Here is a 22470-nt window from a genome sequence, read left to right as displayed (position 1 = left end):
GGAGTAACGGATGAGTTCGCCTGTGCAGGTCCCTATTTCAGGCAACGACCATGTTGCGTCGTCGAAAGCCATGCTGATGCTCGGGGCGCTGGGAGTGGTTTATGGTGATATCGGCACCAGCCCACTGTATACCCTGCGCGCCTGTCTGGTCGGCTTTGCCGATGTTGAGCCTGATCACATTCTGGGTGTGCTGTCGATTCTGTTCTGGCTGTTGATGCTGGTCGTCTCGTTCAAGTACGTCATGTTGGTGCTGCGCGCCGATAACCGGGGCGAGGGCGGCACACTGGCATTGCTGGAGCTTGCCGTACGCGGGCGTTCGGAGCGCTCGCGGTGGCTGCTGGTGGTGCTGGGGATTTTCGGGGCGTCGCTGTTTTACGGCGATAGCATGATTACCCCGGCGATTTCGGTGTTGTCGGCGCTGGAAGGCATAGGCGTGGTGTCGCATACGCTGGATCCCTGGATCGTCCCGTTGGCGCTAGTGGTCCTCATATTGCTGTTTGTGATCCAGTCCAAAGGCACCGGGGCCATGGGTAAGTTGTTCGGCCCTATCATGGCGCTGTGGTTTACGACGCTGGCGATATTGGGGGGATGGCAGATCTGGCAAGCGCCCCAGGTGCTGCAGGCCTTGAATCCCGCATGGGCGCTGAGCTTCATCGATGAGTTTCCTTTGGGCAGCTTCCTGTTGCTGGGCGCTGTGGTGCTGGCGCTGACAGGGGCGGAGGCGCTTTATGCGGACATGGGCCATTTTGGCCGCCCGGCGATCCGGCGTGCCTGGTTCTCGATGGTGTTGCCGGCTTTGGTGCTGTGCTATTTCGGTCAGGGCGCGTTGTTGTTGCGTGACCCGCAGGCCATTCGCAATCCGTTTTTCCTGATGGCGCCGGAATGGGGGCTGGTACCGCTGGTGATCTTGGCGACTATTGCTACGGTCGTAGCGGCTCAGGCTGTGATTTCTGGCGCGTATTCGGTGACGCGCCAAGCGGTGCAATTGGGCTTTTGGCCGCGGATGCAGATTTTGCATACGTCGGCGGTCGAAAAGGGCCAGATCTATTTGCCGCAGGTCAACGCGTTGCTGCTGGTGTCAGTGTTGATTCTGGTTCTGGTGTTCCAGGATTCTGAAAACCTCGCTGCGGCGTATGGTTTTGCAGTCACGGGCACCATGTTGGTGACAACGGTGCTGGCATTTGCGGTATTGCCGCGCGGTGCGACAGGCGGCAAGCGGGTGTTGTGGCTGGCAACGCTCGGTGTGCTGCTGGTGGTGGATATCCTGCTGTTCGGTGCCAATATTTTCAAGATTCATGAAGGCGGGTGGTTGCCTTTGCTGGTAGGCGCGATCGTGTTTTCTTTGATGATGACGTGGCGCCGGGGCCGTCAATTGCTGGCCCAGCAGCAGCGCCGCGATCAGCAGCCGCTGAAAGAATTCATGGTGCAACTCGAGGAGTATCCGCCCGCGCGCGTGCCAGGTACGGCGATTTTCATGACCATGAGTCCAGGCTTGGTACCGGCTGCGCTGCTGCATAATTTAAAGCACAACAAGGTGCTGCACGAGCATGTGTTGTTCTTGACGGTTGCGGTGGCCGACGTGCCTTACGTGTCGGAGCACGAGCGCTTTAAGGTTGAACAGATCAGTGCGTCGTGCTGGCAGATTGTGGTGGATTATGGGTTTAAAGAAGATCCCAATGTGCCTGATGTCTTGAGGCAGGTGGCAGAGGCTTATCCTGAAATTGATTTGGAGCCTATGCGGACGTCGTATTACCTGTCGCGTCAGACGGTCGTGGCGGCGAGAAAACCTGCGATGTGGCGTTGGCGGCGCGGGGTGTTTGCATTTATGGCGCGCAATGCGACGCGCAGTACGAAGTTTTTCAAGATTCCGCCGAATCGCGTGGTGGAGATGGGGATGCAGGTCGAAGTGTAAGTGGTGGTGTTGCTGCGGGTTTGCAGCGTGAGAGTTGGAGATGGTTTTTGGGGGCCGGTGCAGGCGTTGATTGGCGTGGCGATGGGGTTCTTTAGCCGTTCCTGCCGGTCGCCGGGGAGCCGCACCGGGCCTATCGCACGGACTCGGCCCGTGATCAGGGGCCTCGGCCCGCTTCGCGGGCTAAATCCGCGCTCTACGGCCCGGCGCGGCTCCCCGGCGACCGGCAGGAACTCATACAGGGGCTGGCCGTTGCGGTTTGATCGCGTCGTTATCGGAAATAATTCGGGCCACAAAAAAACCGCACATCAGTGCGGTTTTTTTGTGGGTGCTAGCTGATTACTTTTTGTCGTTGTCCTTCAACTGGGGCAACGCCGTGCCAGAGGCGGCCAGGAGGCCGGTTTGCACGTAGGTGAAGAGCTTGGCGCGCGTGTCGGTGATGTCGAGATTGCGCATGGTCAGCTGGCCGATACGGTCCGCTGGGGTGAAGGGGGCGTTTTCCACCTTTTCCATGGACAGGCGCTCGGGCGCGTAGGTCAGGTTGGGCGACTCGGTGTTCAGGATCGAGTAGTCGTTGCCGCGGCGCAGTTCCAGGGTCACCTCGCCAGTGACGGCGCGGGCAACCCAGCGTTGGGCGGTTTCGCGCAGCATGATGGCTTGGGGGTCGAACCAGCGGCCTTGGTACAGCAGTCGGCCGAGCTTGCGGCCGCTTTCGCGGTATTGCTCGATGGTGTCTTCGTTGTGGATGCCGGTGACCAGACGCTCGTAGGCGATGAAGAGCAACGCCATGCCCGGGGCCTCGTAGATGCCGCGGCTCTTGGCTTCGATGATGCGGTTTTCGATCTGGTCGCTCATGCCCAGGCCATGACGGCCGCCGATACGGTTCGCTTCGAGCATCAGTTCGACGGGATCGTCGTATGCGACGCCGTTCAGCGCAACGGGTTGGCCTTCTTCGAAGCGGATGGTGACTTCTTCGGCTTTGACGGCGACGTCATCGCGCCAGAACGCAACGCCCATGATGGGCTTGACGATGCGGATGCCGGAGTTCAGGTGCTCGAGGTCTTTGGCCTCGTGCGTGGCGCCCAGCAGGTTGGAGTCGGTCGAGTAGGCCTTTTCGGCGGACATCTTGTAGTCGAAGCCGGCTTGGCGCATGTACTCGGACATCTCCGAGCGGCCGCCGAGTTCGTCGATAAAGCGCTGGTCGAGCCAGGGCTTGTAGATTTTCAGTTCCGGGTTGGTCAACAGACCGTAGCGGTAGAAACGCTCGATGTCGTTGCCCTTGAACGTGCTGCCGTCGCCCCAGATGTTGACGTTGTCTTCTTTCATGGCGGCCACGAGCATGGTGCCGGTGACAGCGCGGCCGATGGGCGTGGTGTTGAAATAGGTGATGCCGCCAGTGGAAATGTGGAACGCGCCCGATTGCAGGGCGGCAATGCCTTCGGCCACGAGCTGAGGACGGCAGTCGATCAGGCGGGCGCTTTCAGCGCCGTAGGCGAGGGCTTTGCGCGGGATTTCGTCGTAGTCGGATTCGTCGGGTTGGCCCAGGTTGGCGGTGTACGCGTAGGGGACGACGCCGTTATTGCGCATCCACAGCAGGGCCGCGCTGGTATCCAGGCCGCCCGAAAAGGCGATGCCGACTTTCTGGCCGATGGGCAGATTGGGAAGAATAGTGGTCATGGTGTGTAAATCGCCTACGGGACGACGGACGAATGAAACGTAAGAAGAACCAACTGACGCGTTGAGCAGGGCAAAGCCCTGCGGCGCGTACGCGGAATTATCCATTTTAACGCGTTTGCCGGGCGTGGTCGTAACTACCGCCAGCCGTGGCGCTTCTCGTTCAAGCATCCACCTTTCAACGCCTTGGCGAGCAGAAATGCAGCTGTTCCTAGCTGTGAGTTTGCCGCAGCCGGGGTGCAGTGGCGGGCAGGCCTGTCGGAGGCTGCCGAGTCCGCGGGCCATCGGCGGGGGCAGTCCGGGGGCCATGTTTGAGTGGAGCGCAGCGGAGCGAGTTTGGCCCCCGGCCCGCCGATGGCCCGCGGACGTAGGCCGAGTCCCCGTTGAGGGGACGAGTCAGCCGACCAGGCCTGTCCGCCACTGCGCCCCGGCTGCGGCAAACGCCTCAAGAACTCATTTTTCTCGCCGCACGAACGACGTCAAACCGCAAGAGGCCGAAGCGAACTGAATCACCTCGCCCCGGAATTCGCCGTCAATCGATTTTGCCCAATAACAGGAATTCCATCAGCGCTTTCTGAACGTGCAGCCGGTTTTCCGCCTCATCCCAGACAACGCTTTGCGGCCCGTCGATGACTTCGCCGGTGACTTCTTCGCCACGGTGAGCGGGCAGGCAGTGCATGAACACAGCCTGGGGATCGGCAGCAGCCATCATTTCGGCGTCGACGCACCAATCGGCAAAGGCCGCGCGACGGGCGTCGTTTTCGGCCTCGTAGCCCATGCTGGTCCAGACGTCGGTCGTCACCAGATGAGCGCCGCGGCAGGCCTCGATGGGGTCGGCAAACTGGCGCAGCACGCCCTCGGGTGGGGTGCCGATGCGATTGGGCTCGAGTTCGTAGCCAGGCGGTGTGGACACATGCAGCGTAAAGCCCAGCATTTCGGCCGCCTGCAGCCAGGTGTAGGACATATTGTTGGCATCACCGATCCAGGCAACGGTCTTGCCGGCGATGGGGCCACGGTGTTCGACGTACGTGAAGATGTCGGCCAGAATCTGGCAAGGGTGGAATTCGTTGGTCAGCCCGTTGATGACAGGCACGCGCGAATGCGAGGCAAAGCGCTCGATGCGGGTCTGCTCGAACGTGCGGATCATGACGATGTCGACCATGCGGGAAATCACGCGGGCCGTGTCTTCGATGGGCTCGGAGCGGCCCAGTTGCGAATCGTTGGACGTCAGGTTGATGACAGAGCCACCCATTTGGTACATCCCGGCCTCGAACGAGACGCGGGTACGGGTGCTGGCTTTCTCGAACACCATGGCCAGAGTGCGGTCGTGCAGAGGCATATGGGGCTCGTAGCGCTTGAACTTGTCTTTGATCAAGCGGGCACGGTCGAGAACATAGGCGATTTCACTGGGGGAAAAGTCCCGGAACTGCAGGAAGTGCCGCAACGGGCCAGTCTGGTGCGCAGGAGGTGTCATGATGAAAAGGGCGAAGCCAAAACATCAATCATATACAATTCGCGGCGCGGGCCGCATCTTTGTCGTTTGTCCGATCCGGACGCAGCGCACGCCGCCCGTGGTGAAAAATTCATGACAAATCGCGTCAAACAATTCGTTATTCACGGCGTCACCGAGAGTGGCTCCCGTTTTCGTCCCAGTGATTGGGCCGAGCGCCTGGCCGGCGTGATGGCCCAGTTCCGGCCGCCTGGCTCGGCTGGCAGCCACCTGACCTATTCGCCTTATGTGTTACCCATGTTGATCGATGGGGTTCGCGGCGTGGTGGTGGATCTGCGGCTGCGAGACCTGGAGCCGCTGGCCTACAAATTCGTGGTGGACTTCGCCCGCGACAATAACCTCAAGACCGAGGAACGCGAGGTGTGACGCCTGGCCCTAATATTGGTATCCCAGCGTCAGCATGGCGGTGCGGCCGTCTCCCAGCGCGACCGCGTTACGCAAGCCGCCAGTGAAGTAGTCCTTGTCGAACAGGTTTCGCACGGTCAGCGCCGCGCGCCAATGTGCCGCGTGATACGCGACACCGACGTCTGCCACGGCGTAACCGGGAATTTCGTACCCGTAGGCATGACGGCGGCTTTCTCCGCGTACGGTGCCGTTGAGTTCCCAGCCTAGCAGCCGGTCTTGCAGGCGATATCGCGCCGTCAGATTGAAACTGTGCCGTGGTACGTTGTCCAGCCAGTCTCCCTCTGTGGAGGGCGATTGACCGCCATCGTCGGTGATGACGGCGGCAGTATAGGCATAGCCTCCCATCAGGCTCAGGCCGTTGCCCAGATCGGAGGCAAAGCCGATTTCCGCACCCTGCGTACGTTGTTCGCCTACGGCGATACTGAAACCGTCGTTGAAGGGGTCGGATTGCAGGACGCTGCGACGGCGCAAATCGAAGGCGGCCAGCGTCAAACTGGTAGCCCCGTCATCCAGATCGAATTTCACGCCGATTTCCCATTGCGATCCTTTTTCGGGATCAAACACGTTGCCATCGACGTCGGTCCCGCTGTTGGGATAGAACGAGGTCGCATAGCTGATATAGGGGCGCACGCCGGGCCATATTTCGTACATGAGGGCCGCAGAGCCGGTGGTGGCTTGAGACGGATTGTCTGCGCGCTCGCCGTTCAAATGGTTGGTGGAATAGGTCGCGGCATGGTCGCGTCTCAGGCCCGCGACGAGTTGCCAACGCTCGCCGAACTCTATCTGGTCGCGTAAGTAGACGCCCAATGCGCGCAGTGTCGACGTGGTGTCGGTTCGCGGATTGGCGGGGCAGGTAATAGCGCTGCCGTAGACGGGATCGTAAACATCCAGCGTGCCTACGCTGCAGTTGTACGACAGCGCGTTTTCCCTTGAACGTAGATAGTCGACCCCGACCATGATGGTATGACGGCCCAGCGGGGTGTCGAAACGGCGTTGAGCATTGGTGTCCAGAGAAAAGGTGTCGCCGTCCCAGGCTTGATCTGTCGCGGTGCGTCGCAGCGTTCGATTGTCCGCATTCAGCGTGCCGTTGGCGATCAACTGACCCGTAACCGAGAACTGTTGCCAGCGCAGGTTTTGATTGAGCGTCCAACCGTTGGCAAAGCGATGGGTGAGGGCGTAGCCGATGCGGCTTTGGAATGCCCGATAAGGGTCTTGGTCCGGTTCGCCGATGAATCGGCTGCGGGTAATGCTGCCCAAGGGGTTGGGCAGGACGGAACCCGCCAGCGGCAAACCCTGCTGGCGGATGTAGCGGCGTTCCTGGTAGCTGGCCAGAATCGTAAAGTCGGTGGCGGCGCCGAGGTCCAGCGACAGCGAGGGGGCGATCCAGCGATTCTTGAACCACACATAATCGGTCGCATCGTGCGAGTTCATGGCCAGCGCGTTCAGACGAAACGCCGCCTTGCCACTGTCGGACAGAGGCGTTCCCATGTCCAGCGTGCCCTGATAGAAATCATGGCTGGCCACCGTGACATCGGCGCGGGCAAAGGCCTCGGCCTGCGGACGTTTGCTCACCATGTTTACCAGTCCGCCGGGCAGCACCAGGCCATACAGCAATGAGGCGGGCCCTTTGAGGACTTCGACTTGGTCTACGCCGAACAATTCTTGTGCGACACGGTTGCTGTCTGAGACGCGCAGGCCGTCCAGGAAAATGGAATCCGATGCCACTTGGCCGCGAATGATCAGATCGTCCCAGCCGCGACGGCCAAATTGATTGCTGACCACGCCCGGCACATTGTGCAGAGCATCGGCCAGGGTCTGCGCCTGTTGGCTGTCGAGCACGCCGCGTGGCACCACGGTGATGGATTGCGGTGTCGCCGATAGCGGAATAGAGGATTTATTGACTTGAGGCGGGGTGACCGGATTGAATGCTTCGGCGCCATCATCGCCGGTTATCTGTACCGTCGGCATTTGCGCGATGTCATCATCGGGACGGCTTGTCGTGGCAGGCTGCGCTATGGCCAGGGTAGGGATGAGTGCGATCAGGCAAACAAGGGGGCGTTGCGGCAACGGCATGGCGTGATGTGAAATGCAGCGAGGTGAGGGGCGAGGCGACAGCGGCGAAGAGGCGCCGGCCGGGCTAGCCAGGAATAATAATTATTGCACCAATAATGATAATCGTTTTTGTTTCTTAAATTTTGAAGCGTTGGCCATGACAGGCAATGGTGTTGGACGGCCTTGAGGAAAGCATCTGACGCTACAAGGAAAGCGCCCAGATTCAGGCGCAATAGCGGGCGTTGCACCCGCTCGGCAGATCGGCGCCGGCACGAGAGCGAGCCGTTGCGCGGCTCACTGTGGCGGCTGAGGGTTTATTCGACCGGCGTGACCAGCTTGCCGCTCTGGAAATACGATGCCAGGTTTTCCAGCATCAGGTCTTCCATGGCCAGGCGGGTTTCGTAGGTGGCGCTGCCGATGTGAGGCAGCAAGACCGTGTTATCGCTGTCGATGAGGGCCTCGGGCACCTTGGGCTCGTATTCGAACACGTCCAGGGCAGCGCAACCGAGTTTGCCGTTTTCGAGGGCGGTTGTCAGGGCTTGTTCGTCAATGACGGGGCCGCGCGCGATGTTGACGATGATGCCTTTCGGGCCCAATGCCTCGATGACCTGCTGATTGACCAGATGGCGGGTTTCCGGGCCGCCGACGGTAGCAACAACCAAGAAATCGGCCCAGGTAGCGAGATCGATCAGCGAGGCTTCGTAGCCGTACGGCACATCGGACCGTGCACGGCGGTTGTGATAGCGGACTTCCATGTCGAAACCATCGCCGCGGCGGGCGATGGCCTGGCCAATGCGGCCCAGCCCGATCACACCCAGTTTTTTGCCGCTGACGCGGGTGCCCAGCGGGATGTTGCCGTGGACCTGGCCCCAGCGGCCGGCCCGTACAAAGCGGTCGCCCAGACTCATGCGGCGCGCCCCGGCGATCATCAGCCCCCAGGCCAGATCGGCCACGCAGTCGGTCAGGACGTCCGGCGTGTTGCTGACGAGGACACCGCGGGCACGGGCCGCTTGTATGTCGATGGTTTCATAGCCCACGCCCCAACTGCAGATGGCCTTCAGATCAGGCAACGCATTGATCAGGTCGGCATCGGCGCCCATGGTTGCCGAGGTGACCACGGCGGTGATGCCTTTGCCGTGGTCGGTGAGGGCGGCTTTGCGATCTCCGTGTTTCCAGAGCTCGAAGACGTCGTAGTCGTTGGCGAGCCGTTGGTTGGCGGAAGGAGAGCCGGACAGAGAGCCGACCTGAAGAATGCGTGGCTTGGTGGTCATGTCGTTGATGGTTGGGGTGAGAAAAAACAAATGCTACTTGATTTATTGCAGCTCAATGCCGCCTTCTTTGATGACCTGCTTCCAGCGGGCGACCTCGGCTTTTTGGAAGGCGGCGAACTCTTCGGGTGTGTTGGCCACGACCTCAAAGCCCAGGCCTTGCAGGGTTTTCATCACGCTGGGGTCACGCAGCGTGGTGCGCAGTGCGTCGGACAGGGTTTTCACGATCGGGGCCGGGGTGTCTTTAGGTACGGCAAAACCTTGCCACGAGTACACCACCATGTCTTTGATGCCGGCTTCGGCCAGGGTGGGCACGTTGGGCAATTCCGGTGAACGGGCATCGCCGGTGATGGCCAGGGCCTTCAGTTTGCCGGCCTGTACGTGTTTCTGTACTGCGCCAAGGTTCTGGAACGAGACGTTGACTTGGGCGCCCAACAGGTCGGCAATGGCAGCACCACCGCCGCGGTAGGGGACGTCTACGCCGGTCGTGCCGGTGCGCTGGCGAAACAGGATGGCAGACAGGTGGTCCGACGAACCTGTGCCGGAGGAGGCGTACGAGACTTTGCCGGGGTTTTTCTTGGCGTATTCCACCAGTTCGGCGACGGTGTTGGGCGGGAACGAGGGCGGTGCGACCAGGATGTTGGGGTTGCGCACGGCCTGGGTCAGATAGGCAAAGTCCTTGCTGGGGTTGTACGAGAGTTCTTTGTACAAGGCTTCGTTAATCGCAAAGGTGCCGATCGAGCCGACCATCATGGTGTAGCCGTCTGGCGTGGAGCGTGCGAGAGCCTGAGCGCCGATGGCGCTGTTGGCGCCGGGTTTGTTTTCGGCTACGAAGGTCTGGCCCAGGAGCTTTTGCATCCCCGGCAGGACCGAGCGCGCCGTGATGTCGGACGAGCCGCCAGGAACAAAGGGCACAATGACGGTGACGGGCTTGTCGGGATACGAGGCGGCTTGGGCAGCAGTGCCGCCGAGCAGGGTGAGGCTGGCGGTTGCGATGGCGCTAATCAGTTTCTTCACGATGTCTCCTGTGCGCGTTGGGCGCATCTTGTGAGCGGGGAGTCTTGTAAAACAAGACCAAGCGTTGAGAGTATGCTTGTCAACCAAGTATACTTTTCCGAGGCCGTATCGTACGGTGATAAACACGGCATTTTTAGCAGTAAATACCCTAGTGTGAGTATGCTCGCACAGCGAAGATAACGATAAGCCGGAGACAACTTTATGCGTGATATTCCTGCTCCACAGTCCGCTGCCGCATCCCTACCAAAGCAGCCGAATCCTGAAGACGAGACATCGGTCCATAACGGGCGCCGCCGGTGGTTGGCGGGGGTCGGCGCAGCGGCGGTGACGCTGCCCGCATGGGCGCGTGCCTGGGAGCCTGCTGCGGCGTATCCCGATCCTTCGGTGCAAGTGCTGGATGCCGCATTCGAACCCTATCGCTTGTTCAATGCGGGCGTGGAGCGCATTGCGACGGGTATGCGCTGGAACGAGGGGCCGGTATGGTTTGGCGATGGGCGGTTTTTGCTGTGGAGCGATATTCCCAACGACCGCATCATGAAATGGGATGAGTCCACGGGGGCGGTCAGCGAGTTTCGCAAACCCTCGAACTACGCCAATGGCAATACGCGCGATCGGCAGGGCCGTCTCGTGACGTGCGAGCATCTGACGCGCCGCGTCACCCGTACGGAATACGATGGTTCGATCACGGTGCTGATGGATAGCTATGAAGGCAAGCCTCTGAATTCGCCCAATGATGTGATTTGCCATTCGGATGGTTCGATCTGGTTTTCGGATCCGCCGTTCGGGATTGGCGGCAATTACGAGGGCCGCAAGGCCAAGGCCGAATTGCCGCACACGGTCTATCGCATCGATGCGCAGACGGGCAAGGGCGAGGCCATGATCACGAACCTGAAGGGCACCAATGGTCTGTGCTTTTCGCCTGATGAGTCGCTGCTGTATGTGGTCGAAGGGCGCGCGACGCCGAATCGCTTGGTCCATGTGTATGACGTGACCGAGGGCGGCAAAAAGCTGTCTAACGGGCGGGTGTTCCTGGACGCGCAAGGCGGCACCATCGACGGCCTGCGCTGCGATGTGGACGGCAATCTGTGGCTGGGCTGGGGCATGGGCGAGGGCAAGGACGGCGTGATGGTCGTCTCGCCTCAAGGCAAACGCCTGGGCCATATTCATTTGCCCGAGCGCTGCGCCAATCTGTGCTTTGGCGGCGCGCAGCGTAACCGCTTGTTCATGGCATCGTCGCATTCCGTTTATGCCTTGTATGTGAATACGCAAGGGGCGGTTGGCGGTTAGCGCGTCATGTCGACTACACGTAAACGAGCAGCGAGATCGGGGGCGGGCACGACGAATGCCAGCCCCTTGAGTCCAGCAATGCAAGCGGGGCCTGGCACGCTCGCCGGCGAGGCGAACGCAGCCGCAGCCGACAAGCAGGGCGGTGGTGCCTTGGTCCTGGAGCGAGGCCAGCGCGTGCGTCTGGCAGATCAGCTATACGGCCAGATCTTTGAACAGATAGTCGAAGGCGGGTTGAATGTCGGCGACAAGCTGCCATCCGAGCACGAGATCTGCGAGCGTTTTGGCGTCTCGCGGCCGGTAGTACGCGAGGCGCTGCTGCGCTTGCGTGCAGATGGGTTGGTGACGGCGCATCAGGGCTTGGGGACGTTTGTCAGTCATCAGCCCGCGCCTCGTTTAAAAACGTTCAGCGATGTGCGGAATGTGGGAGCGTATTTACGGGCCCAAGAGGTCCGTGTTGCGCTCGAGGGCGACGCCGCACGCCTGGCAGCCATGCGGCGCACGGACGAGGAGCTGCTTCAGATCGAGCAGGCACATGCGGCGTTCGTGGATGAACTGGAACGTGGCCATATTTCCGCGGAAGCGGACCTGGCCTTTCATGCCTGTATTGCACAGGCGACGGGTAATGATTATTACCTGGGGGTGCTGGAATCGATTCACGAGTCGATCAGCGGTTTCATGCGCCTGACATTGAGTCTGACGCGTACCGGGTCGCGTCAACGCGCGCAACGCGTTGTGGACGAGCACGCCGCCATTTTGTCGGCGATACGCGAACAGGACGGCGAGCGGGCGCGGGTGGCGATGCAGTTTCATCTGGGTCAGGCACGTCATCGACTGGTGGATCGTGAACGGGATCAATGAGAATCGAGCGGCTGGGCGCGGTCCAGCGTGGTTCAACACATATGTGGCGGCAAGACGGGTGCAATGCCCGTTGAGAACAAGGGTGTGAAGCCCGAAGGAGAGCGGCAGTGAAGGGTGGTAGTAGCCAAGTGACCAATGTGCCGGCGCAGCAGGTGCGTCAGCAGATACGGCTGGTGTTGATGGCGTGGGGGATGCCGGAGGATCTGGCCGTCACCACATCGGACCTGATGGCGGAAACGGATTTGCTGGGAATCGATTCGCACGGCATTTCCATGTTGCCTGCGTATGAGGCCAAGTTGCGTGCCGGTACGTTGCAGATCGGTGCGCGGCCTCGTTTGGTGCGCGAGGCAGCGTCTACCGCGTTGCTCGACGGCATGGCAGGTCTCGGGTATCCGGTCGCGGCGCAGGCGATGAATCTCGCGGTAGACAAGGCCTTGGAGCATGGCGTAGGCGCCGTTTCGGTGCGAAATTCGCATCACTTCGGCGCGGCGGGTGTTTATGCGCGTATGGCCGTGCGGCGTGGCACGGTGGGGTTGGTGACCAGTAGTGCGACGACGCTGATCATGGTGCCTACGCATGGGGCGTTTCCGATGCTGGGGACCAATCCGATTGCGTTTGCAGCCCCAGCGGCCCAGAACGAACCCTTCGTGCTGGATATGGCCACGACCACGGTCGCTGCGAACAAGGTCAAGGTGTACGACTTTCATGGCAAGCCCTTGCCCGAGGGGTGGGCGGTCGATGGCCAGGGCGGCAATGTGACCGATTCGGCCGAAGCGATGCGCTACATCTTTGACCGGCGCGAGGGTGGCTTGACGCCGTTGGGCGGTACCGCCGCCATGAGCAGCCATAAGGGCTATGGCCTGGCGATGATGGCGCAAATCCTGGGCGGCACGTTGAGCGGCAGTGCGTTGGCGGCGCGGCAAGCCGCAGTGCGCCGTCCGGGCGATCCCGACGATATCGGACATTTCTTTTTGGCACTGAATCCGGATGCATTCCGGGACTCGGGGTCATTCGAAGACGAACTGGACGAGGTGATCGACACCTTGCATGAAACGCCGCCGGCCGATCCGGCCAAGCCCGTGCAAGTGGCTGGAGAGCCCGAGGCGGTCGAGCGGGAGCGTCGCCTGCGCGAGGGCATTCCCATTCCATTGGCGCTGGAACAGCGTCTGCGCGCTATTTGCGAACGTAGCGGCGTGGACTATGTGCTGAGCGCCGCGTGAGCCGCTGGCGTTACGCTCGATGGGGGTTTTTGCTAGAGCGCGTATCGCGCCACGTTTCTGTCTCTCGCTGCTGGATTGCGTGCAGCCACGAGAGCTTTCTACTTAGCCAAGGAAGTGATTATGAATTCACCGTTGCCTAACCGTTTTCGCCAGCAGATCCTGGCTCGCGAGCGGTTGATCGGCTTTTGGATGTGCATGTCCAACCACATTACCGCCGAACTGGCGGGCCTGGCCAACTACGATTGGTTGCTGATCGATGGCGAACATTCGCCCAACGAGGTCCCGCTGATGTTGCAGCAATTGCAGGCGCTGCAGGGCAGCACGAGCGCGGCAATCGGCCGGCCTTCTTGGAATGATCCGGTCGAGATCAAGCGTTTGCTGGATATCGGGTTTTATAACCTGTTGATACCGTTTATCGAGACGGCGGAAGAGGCGCGTCGCGCCGTCGCTGCTACGCGCTATCCGCCGCAGGGGATCCGCGGTGTGGCGGGGGCACAGCGCAGCAACCGCTATGGCACGGTGCCGGATTATCTGACGACGATCAACGACAATGTCTGCGTACTGTTGCAGATCGAAAGCCGAGCCGGCGTGGATGCCGTCGATGAGATCGCGGCGGTCGAGGGCGTGGACGGCATCTTTATTGGTCCGTCGGATCTGGCGGCGGGCTTGGGGCACTTGGGTAATCCGGGCCATCCAGAGGTGCAAGAGGTCATTCGCCATCTATATGACCGCGTCACTGCTCAGGGCAAGGCTGTAGGCACCCTGGCGCCCGTGCAGGCAGATGCACGCCGCTATCTGGACATGGGTATGCACTTTGTCGCGGTGGGCACGGACCTGGGCGTGTTCAAGCAAGCGACCTTCGCGCTGCGTGAGGCGTTTGCGAAGTGAATGAAATCGGCCGGCGATCCGGCCGGCTGCTTGCTGGCGCATGTCGCATAGGCACGCGTTAGCCCGCAGCGGAGCGTGTGCGATCAGCAACGACAAGCGAAATCCGTTGCTGCAATAACAAAAGGATGCCCACGGGCATCCTTTTGTTTTGCCGTATTCATGCAGCCCTGCAGAGCAGGGGCAGCAGAATGGCTTAGGCCAGCGCCTTGATGGCGGCAGCCAAGCGGCTCTTGTGGCGAGCGGCCTTGTTTTTGTGAATGATGTTCTTGTCAGCCACGCGATCGATCACGCTGGTGGCTTTTTGGAACACTTCGCTAGCCGCCGCCTTGTCGCCGGCTTCGATCGATTGGCGTACGCGCTTGATGGCGGTGCGCAGCATCGAGCGCAGGCTGGAGTTGTGCTTGTTACGCTCTACGGATTGGCGAGCGCGTTTGCGGGCTTGGGCGGTATTGGCCATGTGTTGATTAATTAAGTGAATTCGGCAAAGTCCAACATTGTAGCAAGTTTGCCGGGGATTGCAAGGAATTTCTAGTGTTGTGTCTCAAGAGTCTGCCGAGGCGCCACAGACGCGTCGTGCGGCGGCAGCCAGAACAGCGTTGCGTCAGGCTGAAGCAACGGCAATGGAGGTGACCCAGGGTGTGAAACGCTGCACGGTGATGGGCAGACTCTGTTCGAGGCTGCGCAATGTCCCGCTGACGTCATCGAGCGAGTATTCGCCGGAAACGGGAAGTCCCCCTGCCGCGACGGTAACACGTAGCGTCCCCGAATAGTAAGGACGTAAGGTCTCGACGACCTCGTTCAGGGTAACGTCACGCGCTACGATGCGTCCATGTTCCCAGGCGGCTCGGGTAGCCATTTCTCGGCTGGGTTCACCCAGGCGAAGCGCATCAAAGCGTATGCCCATGCCCGGTTGCAGAATGGTATGTGCGCCGGCACGAGTCTGGATTTCGATTGGCTCGTCATGAGCGACAACCAGTGTGCGGTGCGATTGTTGGCGAACCATGTAACGGGCGCCGTGCGATCGAATCAGCCCCTCGGCCGTCTTGGTCAGGAACGGCCGGGATTCATTCGCCGCAGCCTCGATCGTGACCGCGCCGCTTTGCAAATTGAGCTGGCGCAGATAGGGGGTGTAGCTCAAGTCCAAGGAGCTGCGTGCATCGAGCAGCAGGCTGCTGCCGTCGGTGAGCGTGTAACGACGCCGCTCGGAGGTACCTGTTGCAGCGTCTGACGCCAAGTTCTGCAGTGGGTAAACCGCGTTGCAAGCATAGGCTGTAGCGCCGCCAACGAGCACCGTGAGTCCCGCGCGAGCCAGGAAACGGCGCCGGCTATACGAGGCAGAGCTGGACGGGGGATGCGAATCGTCCGCCTGATCAAAGGCTGCGCCATCAATGCTGGTAGTCAAATTTTGCCAGGCTTGATGGTGCTGAGGGTGCGCGTCGCGCCACGCCCGAAACTCTGCGTAGTCGAGCTGCGTGGCACGGCCTGACCGCAGCAATAACAGCCAATCGATGGCTTGGTTTGCCAGAGGGGATGCGTGGCTGAAGGGAGGCATCATTCCCATAAGCGAATCCGAACGGCTATTGAAGGTTAAATAGTAATGCTATTTTTACTTTAGTTTACATTAATTGTGAAAATTCTTTTAATTGAAGTTAAAAACTTTTTGTTATTAACGATGATGGGGATTATTGACTGCGCCGGCGGCCGAAATCGAGCAGGCGGAAACCAAAAATGAAAAGCACAGCAAAATATGCGATGCCGCTGGCGGCAAGGACGGCCGCTAGCCACAATGCGCGTTGTGCCGGATGGTTTTGTAATGCTATCCAATCCAGATGACGATCGGCGTAATAAAGGACGGCAGCCAAGGCTGCTAAAGCGGGCAGCAGGCGCAACGCAAACGTCAGCCAGCCCGGGCCGGGACGGTACGTCCCTCGGCGCAAAAGGCCGAACAATAATGCCAGAGCGTTAAGCGTAGCGCCCAGGCCGATGGCCAGCGCCAGGCCGGCGTGAGCCAGTGCCGGGACCAGGGCCAGGTTCATGAGCTGGGTCACAATCAGCACCATGACAGCGATTTTGACCGGGGTACGGATATCCTGTTGCGCATAAAAGCCGGGCGCCAGGATTTTCACACTGAGAATGCCAATCAGGCCGACGGAATAGGCCATCACGGCCAGGCGGGTCTGTATGACGTCTTGTGCCTGAAAGGCGCCGTAATGAAAGAGCGTGGCTACCAGCCCGTCCGATAACAGCGCCAGGCCCAGCGCGGCAGGCAGACCCAGCAATATCACCAAGCGCAGTCCCCAGTCCAGCAGGGCGGAATAGCCAACCTGGTCCTGTTTCGCATGCGCGGCCGACAGGCTGGGTAGCAGTACCGTGCCCAACGCGACCCCCAGCAAGGCGGTGGGAAATTCCATCAAGCGATCGGCAAACGATAGCCATGTGACGCTACCTGGCGCGAGCCACGTGGCGATATTGGTATTGATCAACAGCGATATTTGGGCAACGGATACGCCCAGGGTGGCGGGCGCCATTTGCTTGAGGATGCGTTTGACGGTGGCGTCGCCGCAGGCTAGCCGCAGATTGGTCGCAAAGCGGGGCGTCAGGCCCAGACGCGCCAGGGCTATCCACTGCACCGCCAGTTGGGCTACGCCACCCGCCATGACGCCAATTGCCAGGGCGTATATCGGAATGTCCAGGCGCGGAGCCAGCCATAGGCAGGCCCCAATCATGGAGAGGTTAAGCAGAACAGGAGTGAAGGCCGGCACGGCAAAGCGCCGCCAGGTATTGAGAACCCCCGAGGCAAAGGCCACCAGCGACATGCACAGGATGTACGGGAACATCATCCGCGTCATCCAGACGGCCGCACCGAACTCCGTGCCGCGGGCTTCGCCGCGCAAGCCGCTGGCCATGGCGGTGACAACCCAGGGAGCGGCCAGAATGCCGACGAGTGTGACGGCCATGAGGGCCAGCGTCAGCAGCAGCGCGACGCGATCGAGCAGAGTGCGCACTTCGGCGTCTGTGCGTTCGGTGCGGGCGGCACCCAGGATGGGCACGAAGGCCTGCGCGAAGGCGCCCTCGGCGAACAGGCGCCGCAGCAGATTGGGAATCCGGAAGGCGACCCAGAAGGCGTCTGTCAGTGGCCCGGCGCCAAAGGCGCGCGCAACCAGAATGTCGCGAACCAAACCGGTGATGCGCGACAACAGCGTGAAGCTACTGACCGTAGCAGCCGAGCGAAACAGACTCATAGGGTGATAAGGGAATTAAACGGTAAAAAAGCCCCACGCTGCACCTTCGGCTTGCTGCTCCGTCAGGAGGCTTTTTTGTCTTGGGGCCGGTCCAGCGGCAAAAATCCCCCTGGCGCAAGTTGCCGCCAGGGGGATGGTCGTTCCGGGCGTGCCCGGGACGGCATGGTGCGCACCCGCAGCGTCGGCGCGCAGGGTTTGTATCATTTGGGCGGCATGCGGATCGCGCCATCCAGACGGATGGTCTCACCGTTGAGCATGTCGTTGGTGACGATACTGTGCACCAGCTTGGCGTAGTCCTCGGGACGACCCAGGCGTGCGGGGAACGGGATGCTGGCAGCCAGGGAGTCCTGGACCTCTTGGGGCATGCCGAAGATCATCGGGGTGCCGAAGATTCCAGGGGCGATGGTCATGCAGCGGATGCCGGCTTTGGATAGATCTCGCGCAATCGGCAGGGTCATGCCCGCGACGCCGGCCTTTGAGGCGGCGTAGGCGGCTTGGCCGATCTGGCCGTCGAACGCCGCTACCGAGGCGGTGTTGATCAGGACGCCACGTTCGCCGGTGGGCTCAGGGCTGTTGGCGCTCATGGCTTCGGCTGCCAGGCGCATCATGTTGAAGCTGCCGATCAGGTTGATCGAGACGACTTTTTGGAACAAGTCCAGCGGATGCGCGCCATTTTTGCCGACGATCTTGGCGGCTGGGGCAACGCCTGCGCAGTTGACCAGGCCGAATAATGCACCGAGTTCCAGCGCGGCAGCGACCGCTCGCTGACCGTCAGCCTCTTGGGTGACATCGCAATGCACGTAGCGTTGGCCCAGTTCTTTGGCCAAGGCTTCGCCGGGTTCGTCTTGAACATCGGCGATGACGACTTTGGCGCCGTTGTCGACCAGCATGCGCACAGTGCCGGCACCCAGGCCAGAGGCCCCGCCAGTCACAATGAATACCTTGTTCGCGATTTCCATACGAGTTCTTCAGAGGGAGAGGTTCAAAGAAACGCCGTGGCATGCCACGGCGCCCAGGGGGTAGCGCGAGAGCCTTAGCTGGCCAGCGCCTCGAATAGGCGGGCTTTGATTTCGTCAACCGCGCCTACGCCTGAAATCTTGCGATATTTGGGGGCTTTGGCATCGCCTGCGTCGGCCCACGACGAGTAATAGTCCACGAGCGGGCGCGTCTGGCTTTGGTAGACGGCCAGACGGTTGCGTACGGTGGCTTCGCTATCATCGTCGCGCTGGATCAACGGCTCGCCGGTGACATCGTCCACGCCGGCGACCTTGGGCGGATTGAAGCGCACATGATAGCTGCGGCCGCTGGCCGGATGGACGCGGCGGCCACTGATGCGTTCGATGATGTCTTCTTCAGGAACGGCGATTTCGACGACGTAGTCGAGTGCGACGCCCGCGCTTTTGAGTGCATCGGCCTGCGGGATCGTGCGCGGAAAACCGTCAAACAAGTAACCGTTGGCGCAATCAGGCTGTTTCAGGCGGTCTCGCACCAAGCCGATGATGATGTCATCAGAGACCAGACCTCCTGCGTCCATGACCTTTTTGGCTTCCAGGCCGAGCGGGGTGCCGGCCTTGACGGCCGCACGCAGCATATCGCCGGTGGAAATCTGCGGGATGGCGAACTGCTGGGTGACGAAGGCGGCCTGGGTGCCTTTGCCGGCGCCGGGCGGACCGAGCAGGATGAGACGCATGGGAGGAGCTCCTGAATAGTGGATGAATTTTAAGAATGAGGACGATTATGCCGCAACGCGGTGGACGGTGTGATTACGAGAATCAGGGAAAACCCGTCATTGGGGGCGATTGGCATACCACGCACGGACTCTTTCGAGATCGGCGGGGGTATCTACGCCAGCCATAGGCGGTTGCGGAGTGCGATGTACGACAATGGTGTGGCCGTGTTCGAGCGCGCGCAGCTGTTCGAGGGCCTCGAAACGCTCCAGCGTGCCCTGGGGCAGATTCGGAAAACGCCGCAAGAAGGCTACGCGGTAGGCATACAGCCCAATGTGATGCAGTGCCGGTAATCCCGGGGTCAGCACGCGCTCGCCGCTGGCCAGGGCATCGCGAGCCCACGGAATCGGCGCACGGGAAAAGTACAGCGCACGCCCATCGGCGCCGCAGACGACCTTGACCACGTTGGGATTGAAGAGGGACTCGGCGTCAGCCACAGGACACGCGCACGTGGCGATGTCGGCATCGGGATGATCGTGCAGCATCGCCGCCACGGCATCGACGAGAGAGGGATCGATCAGCGGCTCGTCGCCCTGGACGTTGACGACGATGGCGTCATCAGCCAGGCCCAGTTGTTCGACGGCCTCGGCCAGGCGATCGGTACCGGTGGGATGATCTGCACGAGTCAAGACGGCCTGGTGACCGTGCTGCGTAGCTGCCTGCTGCACGCGAGTATCGTCCGTGGCGATGATGACTTGCGCAGCCTGCGAGCCTGCGGCCCGCTCCGCCACGCGCACAACCATCGGTTTGCCGGCAATATCGGCCAATGGCTTGTCGGGCAGGCGCGTGGACGCCATGCGGGCGGGGATGAGGGCGATGAAACTCACGATGTCGCCGTATCAGGGCGGGGGGTGTCCAGCGACCTGGCCTCGGATTCGAGCATGACGGGAATGCCGTCGCGCACCGGGTAGGCCAGGCGGTCGGCGCGGCAGGTTAGTTCGGCCTGGGGGCGGTCGTAGTCGAGACGGCCCTTGCAAAGCGGGCAGACGAGCGTATCAAGTAGGCGGGATTCCATAGGCGTAATTCTAAAGCAGTTTGGGGCCAGAACGGACGCTGCGCTACCTGAGATGCGAGGTTTGGTGTGACGTTTTCAGCCTGGAGAGCCGTCGTGGTTGCGTGCGTCGGCAATTCTACGTAGACGCTGGTCGAGCCAATCGAACAGGGTTGGATCGGAGAACTGCGCCTGGACCGGGATTTCCCAGAGGCGCGCGTCACGGTGATCCCGGCATTTGATGGCGTCTTTCGAGGTGATCAGAATGGCGTCGGCCTGCACGGCGTCGAACGGAGACTGACGATAGTCGTAATGATCGGGCAGCGCCAGGCACGGGGCTGCCTGTATACCGGCCGCCTGCAAGGTCGCGAAAAATCGGTTGGGATTACCGATGCCGGCCGCCGCGGCAACACTGCGAAAGGCCGATGGATCGGCAAAGTCCGCCAGGGGCCGTTCTACGCCCGTGGCGATCTGGCGGGCAGCATCGGGGCGCAACCGCACGTCGGTCCGTCTGGGGACAGTCGACTTATCCCCGGCCGACGGTGCCAGGGACGGCTCAGTGGCATTTGATGAGGCCGAAAGCGCCTGCTGCGAAACATCGGCGCCAGGCCGCGAGGGCTGGCCGCCCGAGGGAAACGATGCCGCGGGTGACGCGTGTGGATTTGTACCGCTGGCCGAGCGATTCGTGATAATGGCGTCCACCGTATCCAAGCGGGACGCGGGTTCGCGCAATGGCCCGGCCGGGAGCAGGCGCCCGTTACCGACGCCGCGTTCGTCCTGCACGACGAGTTCCGCGTCACGCGCCAGCGCCAAGTGTTGCAACCCGTCGTCGGACACGATGACGTCCGTTTGCGGGTACTGTTGTAGCAGGGCCTGGGCAGCCAGGGCGCGGCGCGGGTGAACTGCGACAGGGGCGCCGCTTATGTGGGCGATCAGGGCAGGTTCGTCGCCAAAGTCAGCGGGATTCAGTTCGCCATGGCCGACTCGCGGTTGGGGGCCGATCTTGGCGCCGTATCCGCGGCTCACGACGCCGGGTGTCCAGCCGCGTTCGCGCAAAGCCTGTACGGTGGCGATCACCACAGGTGTTTTACCGGTGCCGCCGACATAAATGTTGCCGATCACGACCACCGGCACGGGGGCGCGATAGACTGGACGCTGGCCATTCACGTACTGGGCACGCCGTCGTTTCACATGCCAGCTCGTCAGGGCCGCGAGCGGGCGCAGCAGCATGGCCAGCCAGCCATCGTGCTGCCACTGGCGTTGCATAAAGTCCGAAGCGGACGGCGAGGGGGGCGAGCTGTTGCGCGGCACGGGGAAATCACCGGGCGTTCTGAGCCGCAAAATTGACGCGGCTGATGCCCGCCAGGCGAGCTGCCTCCATGACGTTGACCACAGCCTGGTGAGTGGCTTGCGCATCGGCGTTGATCAGCAGCATGGGGGATTCTTTCCCCGCCGCGGCGAGGGCGAGCATGTTGGCGATGTCGCTGGCGTTGGCGGCGTCGATCACCGTTCCGTTCAAGGCATAGCGGCCATCGCGGCTGACGTCGAGCGTGATCTCGGGAGCCGTGTCTTGCTCGATGGCGGCCTCGGGCAGGGTGATCTGCAACTGCGTATAGCGGGCAAAAGACGTGGTGGCGGCCAGAAAAATCAGAATCACCAGCAAGACATCAATCAAAGGAATCAGATTGATGTCGAGTTCATCGCGGTCACCGCGCCGGCTGCGAAAATTCATGGCTGGGCCCGGGGCGGAATGGTCGGGCGGCTCAGCCGTGCGAGGCGCGCCGCGGCTTGCTCCATGTCGTTGAGCAGGTTGTCGGCCCGGCTGCGCAGATAACGATGGCCGATCATCGCAGGGATGGCGATCAGGATGCCGAAAGCGGTGTTGTACAGCGCAATGGAAATGCCGCGCGCCAACTGGGCGGGGTCGCCACCGGCGGGCGTGTACGACGCAAAAATCTCGATCATGCCCACGACGGTGCCGAACAAGCCGAGCAACGGAGCGATGACGGCAACCGTGCCGAGCGCGGAAATGTACCGGTTCAGATCGTGCGCGACGGCTCGGCCCACGTCTTCGACGGCAGAGCGCTGGACTTCGCGCGGTTGGTTCCGGTGGCGCAGGACTTCGGCCAGAATGCGTCCCATGGGCGAATGCTGTTCCAGCCGGGCCAGCGCTTCCGGGCTGTCTTGGCCGTTGCGCTGCATTTCCAGCACTTGCTCGGCCAGGCCTTTCGGCAAAATCAAATTGCGGCGCAGGGAGAGCAGCCGTTCGACGATCAGCGCCAGGCCCAGGATAGAGGTGATCAGCAGCGGCCAGATGGGCCAGCCGGCTTCGCGGAAAATGGACAGCAAAAGAAGGGCTCCGGGAGAGGGCTGCGGTAAAGGTCGCAGCCGATTTAAGCGCGCACTGTACCGGTCAGAAGGG

The 22470-nt window shown here is 61.4% G+C and carries 21 protein-coding genes; 6 read left to right on the top strand and 15 right to left on the bottom strand.

Annotated features, from left to right (window positions below):
• Nucleotides 1–10: 10 nt before the first annotated feature.
• The gene (locus CAL20_RS14095) at nt 11–1912 is read left to right on the top strand and encodes a potassium transporter Kup (RefSeq protein ID WP_094821755.1); all 1902 of its coding nucleotides are present in this window, start codon (nt 11–13) and stop codon (nt 1910–1912) included.
• Nucleotides 1913–2248: 336 nt separating this feature from the next.
• Here the strand turns inward: CAL20_RS14095 and argG are convergent, their stop codons facing one another.
• A complete protein-coding gene (gene argG / locus CAL20_RS14090) occupies nt 2249–3586 on the bottom strand; it encodes an argininosuccinate synthase (protein ID WP_094821754.1) in 1338 nt (445 codons plus the stop codon).
• Nucleotides 3587–4115: 529 nt separating this feature from the next.
• On the bottom strand, nt 4116–5057 hold the full coding sequence (gene argF, locus CAL20_RS14085) for an ornithine carbamoyltransferase (RefSeq protein ID WP_094821753.1): 942 nt from the start codon (nt 5055–5057) through the stop codon (nt 4116–4118).
• A gap of 111 nt (nt 5058–5168) precedes the next feature.
• On the opposite strand from argF, the gene CAL20_RS14080 reads away from it, so the two are divergent.
• The gene (locus CAL20_RS14080) at nt 5169–5459 is read left to right on the top strand and encodes a DUF3579 domain-containing protein (protein ID WP_094821752.1); all 291 of its coding nucleotides are present in this window, start codon (nt 5169–5171) and stop codon (nt 5457–5459) included.
• 9 nt (nt 5460–5468) lie between these two features.
• On the opposite strand, the gene CAL20_RS14075 is transcribed toward CAL20_RS14080, so the two are convergent.
• The 3 genes from CAL20_RS14075 to CAL20_RS14065 form a co-directional block, all read right to left on the bottom strand.
• The gene (locus CAL20_RS14075) at nt 5469–7571 is read right to left on the bottom strand and encodes a TonB-dependent siderophore receptor (protein WP_094838157.1); all 2103 of its coding nucleotides are present in this window, start codon (nt 7569–7571) and stop codon (nt 5469–5471) included.
• Nucleotides 7572–7864: 293 nt separating this feature from the next.
• Nucleotides 7865–8821 (bottom strand): 2-hydroxyacid dehydrogenase, encoded by a 957-nt coding sequence (locus CAL20_RS14070; protein WP_094838392.1) that lies wholly within the window; start codon nt 8819–8821, stop codon nt 7865–7867.
• Nucleotides 8822–8863: 42 nt separating this feature from the next.
• Nucleotides 8864–9835 carry a Bug family tripartite tricarboxylate transporter substrate binding protein gene (locus tag CAL20_RS14065; protein ID WP_254924088.1) on the bottom strand — a complete coding sequence of 324 codons (972 nt, stop codon included), beginning with the start codon at nt 9833–9835 and terminating at the stop codon, nt 8864–8866.
• A 201-nt stretch (nt 9836–10036) separates the two neighbouring features.
• On the opposite strand from CAL20_RS14065, the gene CAL20_RS14060 reads away from it, so the two are divergent.
• The 4 genes from CAL20_RS14060 (at nt 10037) to garL (ending at nt 14088) form a co-directional block, all read left to right on the top strand.
• Nucleotides 10037–11122: an SMP-30/gluconolactonase/LRE family protein gene (locus tag CAL20_RS14060; RefSeq protein ID WP_094838156.1), complete on the top strand. Its 1086-nt coding sequence runs from the start codon at nt 10037–10039 to the stop codon at nt 11120–11122.
• 78 nt (nt 11123–11200) lie between these two features.
• Nucleotides 11201–11980: a FadR/GntR family transcriptional regulator gene (locus CAL20_RS14055; RefSeq protein WP_094821748.1), complete on the top strand. Its 780-nt coding sequence runs from the start codon at nt 11201–11203 to the stop codon at nt 11978–11980.
• Between the two features lie 107 nt (nt 11981–12087).
• Nucleotides 12088–13200, top strand: a complete 1113-nt coding sequence (locus CAL20_RS14050; protein WP_256981497.1) for an Ldh family oxidoreductase — start codon at nt 12088–12090, stop codon at nt 13198–13200.
• A gap of 120 nt (nt 13201–13320) precedes the next feature.
• Nucleotides 13321–14088 carry a 2-dehydro-3-deoxyglucarate aldolase gene (gene garL, locus CAL20_RS14045; protein ID WP_094821747.1) on the top strand — a complete coding sequence of 256 codons (768 nt, stop codon included), beginning with the start codon at nt 13321–13323 and terminating at the stop codon, nt 14086–14088.
• A gap of 193 nt (nt 14089–14281) precedes the next feature.
• On the opposite strand, the gene rpsT is transcribed toward garL, so the two are convergent.
• The 10 genes from rpsT to CAL20_RS13995 form a co-directional block, all read right to left on the bottom strand.
• Entirely contained in the window at nt 14282–14545 is a 264-nt protein-coding gene (gene rpsT, locus CAL20_RS14040; RefSeq protein ID WP_094821746.1) for a 30S ribosomal protein S20, read from the bottom strand.
• A gap of 144 nt (nt 14546–14689) precedes the next feature.
• Nucleotides 14690–15640, bottom strand: a complete 951-nt coding sequence (locus CAL20_RS14035) for a FecR family protein (RefSeq protein ID WP_094838391.1) — start codon at nt 15638–15640, stop codon at nt 14690–14692.
• Nucleotides 15641–15770: 130 nt separating this feature from the next.
• Nucleotides 15771–17330, bottom strand: a complete 1560-nt coding sequence (gene murJ, locus CAL20_RS14030) for a murein biosynthesis integral membrane protein MurJ (protein ID WP_094838155.1) — start codon at nt 17328–17330, stop codon at nt 15771–15773.
• Between the two features lie 200 nt (nt 17331–17530).
• Complete coding sequence (locus tag CAL20_RS14025; protein ID WP_094821744.1) at nt 17531–18289, bottom strand: 3-hydroxyacyl-CoA dehydrogenase; 759 nt, start codon at nt 18287–18289, stop codon at nt 17531–17533.
• A 74-nt stretch (nt 18290–18363) separates the two neighbouring features.
• A complete protein-coding gene (adk, locus tag CAL20_RS14020) occupies nt 18364–19020 on the bottom strand; it encodes an adenylate kinase (RefSeq protein ID WP_094821743.1) in 657 nt (218 codons plus the stop codon).
• Nucleotides 19021–19116: 96 nt separating this feature from the next.
• Nucleotides 19117–19884: a 3-deoxy-manno-octulosonate cytidylyltransferase gene (gene kdsB / locus CAL20_RS14015; protein WP_094821742.1), complete on the bottom strand. Its 768-nt coding sequence runs from the start codon at nt 19882–19884 to the stop codon at nt 19117–19119.
• Entirely contained in the window at nt 19881–20072 is a 192-nt protein-coding gene (locus CAL20_RS14010; RefSeq protein ID WP_094821741.1) for a Trm112 family protein, read from the bottom strand. The genes kdsB and CAL20_RS14010 overlap by 4 nt, the downstream gene beginning before the upstream one ends.
• Before the next feature lie 75 nt (nt 20073–20147).
• Complete coding sequence (gene lpxK / locus CAL20_RS14005; RefSeq protein ID WP_094821740.1) at nt 20148–21314, bottom strand: tetraacyldisaccharide 4'-kinase; 1167 nt, start codon at nt 21312–21314, stop codon at nt 20148–20150.
• 52 nt (nt 21315–21366) lie between these two features.
• Nucleotides 21367–21780: an ExbD/TolR family protein gene (locus CAL20_RS14000; protein WP_094821739.1), complete on the bottom strand. Its 414-nt coding sequence runs from the start codon at nt 21778–21780 to the stop codon at nt 21367–21369.
• Nucleotides 21777–22397: a MotA/TolQ/ExbB proton channel family protein gene (locus tag CAL20_RS13995; protein WP_094821738.1), complete on the bottom strand. Its 621-nt coding sequence runs from the start codon at nt 22395–22397 to the stop codon at nt 21777–21779. The genes CAL20_RS14000 and CAL20_RS13995 overlap by 4 nt, the downstream gene beginning before the upstream one ends.
• Nucleotides 22398–22470: the final 73 nt, after the last annotated feature.

It is taken from the genome of Bordetella genomosp. 4, from assembly GCF_002261185.1.
In the GTDB taxonomy this organism is placed as follows: Bacteria; Pseudomonadota; Gammaproteobacteria; order Burkholderiales; family Burkholderiaceae_B; genus Bordetella_A.
Note: the sequence above shows the minus strand (reverse complement) of the source record. Positions and strands in the feature narration are given on the sequence as shown.

What these genes read in the sequence shown, in the direction of transcription:
- CAL20_RS14095 (WP_094821755.1), top strand. Translation starts at nt 11, where the DNA reads ATGAGTTCGCCTGTGCAGGTCCCTATTTCAGGCAACGACCATGTTGCG.
- argG (WP_094821754.1), bottom strand. Translation starts at nt 3,586, where the DNA reads ATGACCACTATTCTTCCCAATCTGCCCATCGGCCAGAAAGTCGGCATC.
- argF (WP_094821753.1), bottom strand. Translation starts at nt 5,057, where the DNA reads ATGACACCTCCTGCGCACCAGACTGGCCCGTTGCGGCACTTCCTGCAG.
- CAL20_RS14080 (WP_094821752.1), top strand. Translation starts at nt 5,169, where the DNA reads ATGACAAATCGCGTCAAACAATTCGTTATTCACGGCGTCACCGAGAGT.
- CAL20_RS14075 (WP_094838157.1), bottom strand. Translation starts at nt 7,571, where the DNA reads ATGCCGTTGCCGCAACGCCCCCTTGTTTGCCTGATCGCACTCATCCCT.
- CAL20_RS14070 (WP_094838392.1), bottom strand. Translation starts at nt 8,821, where the DNA reads ATGACCACCAAGCCACGCATTCTTCAGGTCGGCTCTCTGTCCGGCTCT.
- CAL20_RS14060 (WP_094838156.1), top strand. Translation starts at nt 10,037, where the DNA reads ATGCGTGATATTCCTGCTCCACAGTCCGCTGCCGCATCCCTACCAAAG.
- CAL20_RS14055 (WP_094821748.1), top strand. Translation starts at nt 11,201, where the DNA reads ATGCAAGCGGGGCCTGGCACGCTCGCCGGCGAGGCGAACGCAGCCGCA.
- garL (WP_094821747.1), top strand. Translation starts at nt 13,321, where the DNA reads ATGAATTCACCGTTGCCTAACCGTTTTCGCCAGCAGATCCTGGCTCGC.
- rpsT (WP_094821746.1), bottom strand. Translation starts at nt 14,545, where the DNA reads ATGGCCAATACCGCCCAAGCCCGCAAACGCGCTCGCCAATCCGTAGAG.
- CAL20_RS14035 (WP_094838391.1), bottom strand. Translation starts at nt 15,640, where the DNA reads ATGCCTCCCTTCAGCCACGCATCCCCTCTGGCAAACCAAGCCATCGAT.
- murJ (WP_094838155.1), bottom strand. Translation starts at nt 17,330, where the DNA reads ATGAGTCTGTTTCGCTCGGCTGCTACGGTCAGTAGCTTCACGCTGTTG.
- CAL20_RS14025 (WP_094821744.1), bottom strand. Translation starts at nt 18,289, where the DNA reads ATGGAAATCGCGAACAAGGTATTCATTGTGACTGGCGGGGCCTCTGGC.
- adk (WP_094821743.1), bottom strand. Translation starts at nt 19,020, where the DNA reads ATGCGTCTCATCCTGCTCGGTCCGCCCGGCGCCGGCAAAGGCACCCAG.
- CAL20_RS14010 (WP_094821741.1), bottom strand. Translation starts at nt 20,072, where the DNA reads ATGGAATCCCGCCTACTTGATACGCTCGTCTGCCCGCTTTGCAAGGGC.
- lpxK (WP_094821740.1), bottom strand. Translation starts at nt 21,314, where the DNA reads ATGCAACGCCAGTGGCAGCACGATGGCTGGCTGGCCATGCTGCTGCGC.
- CAL20_RS14000 (WP_094821739.1), bottom strand. Translation starts at nt 21,780, where the DNA reads ATGAATTTTCGCAGCCGGCGCGGTGACCGCGATGAACTCGACATCAAT.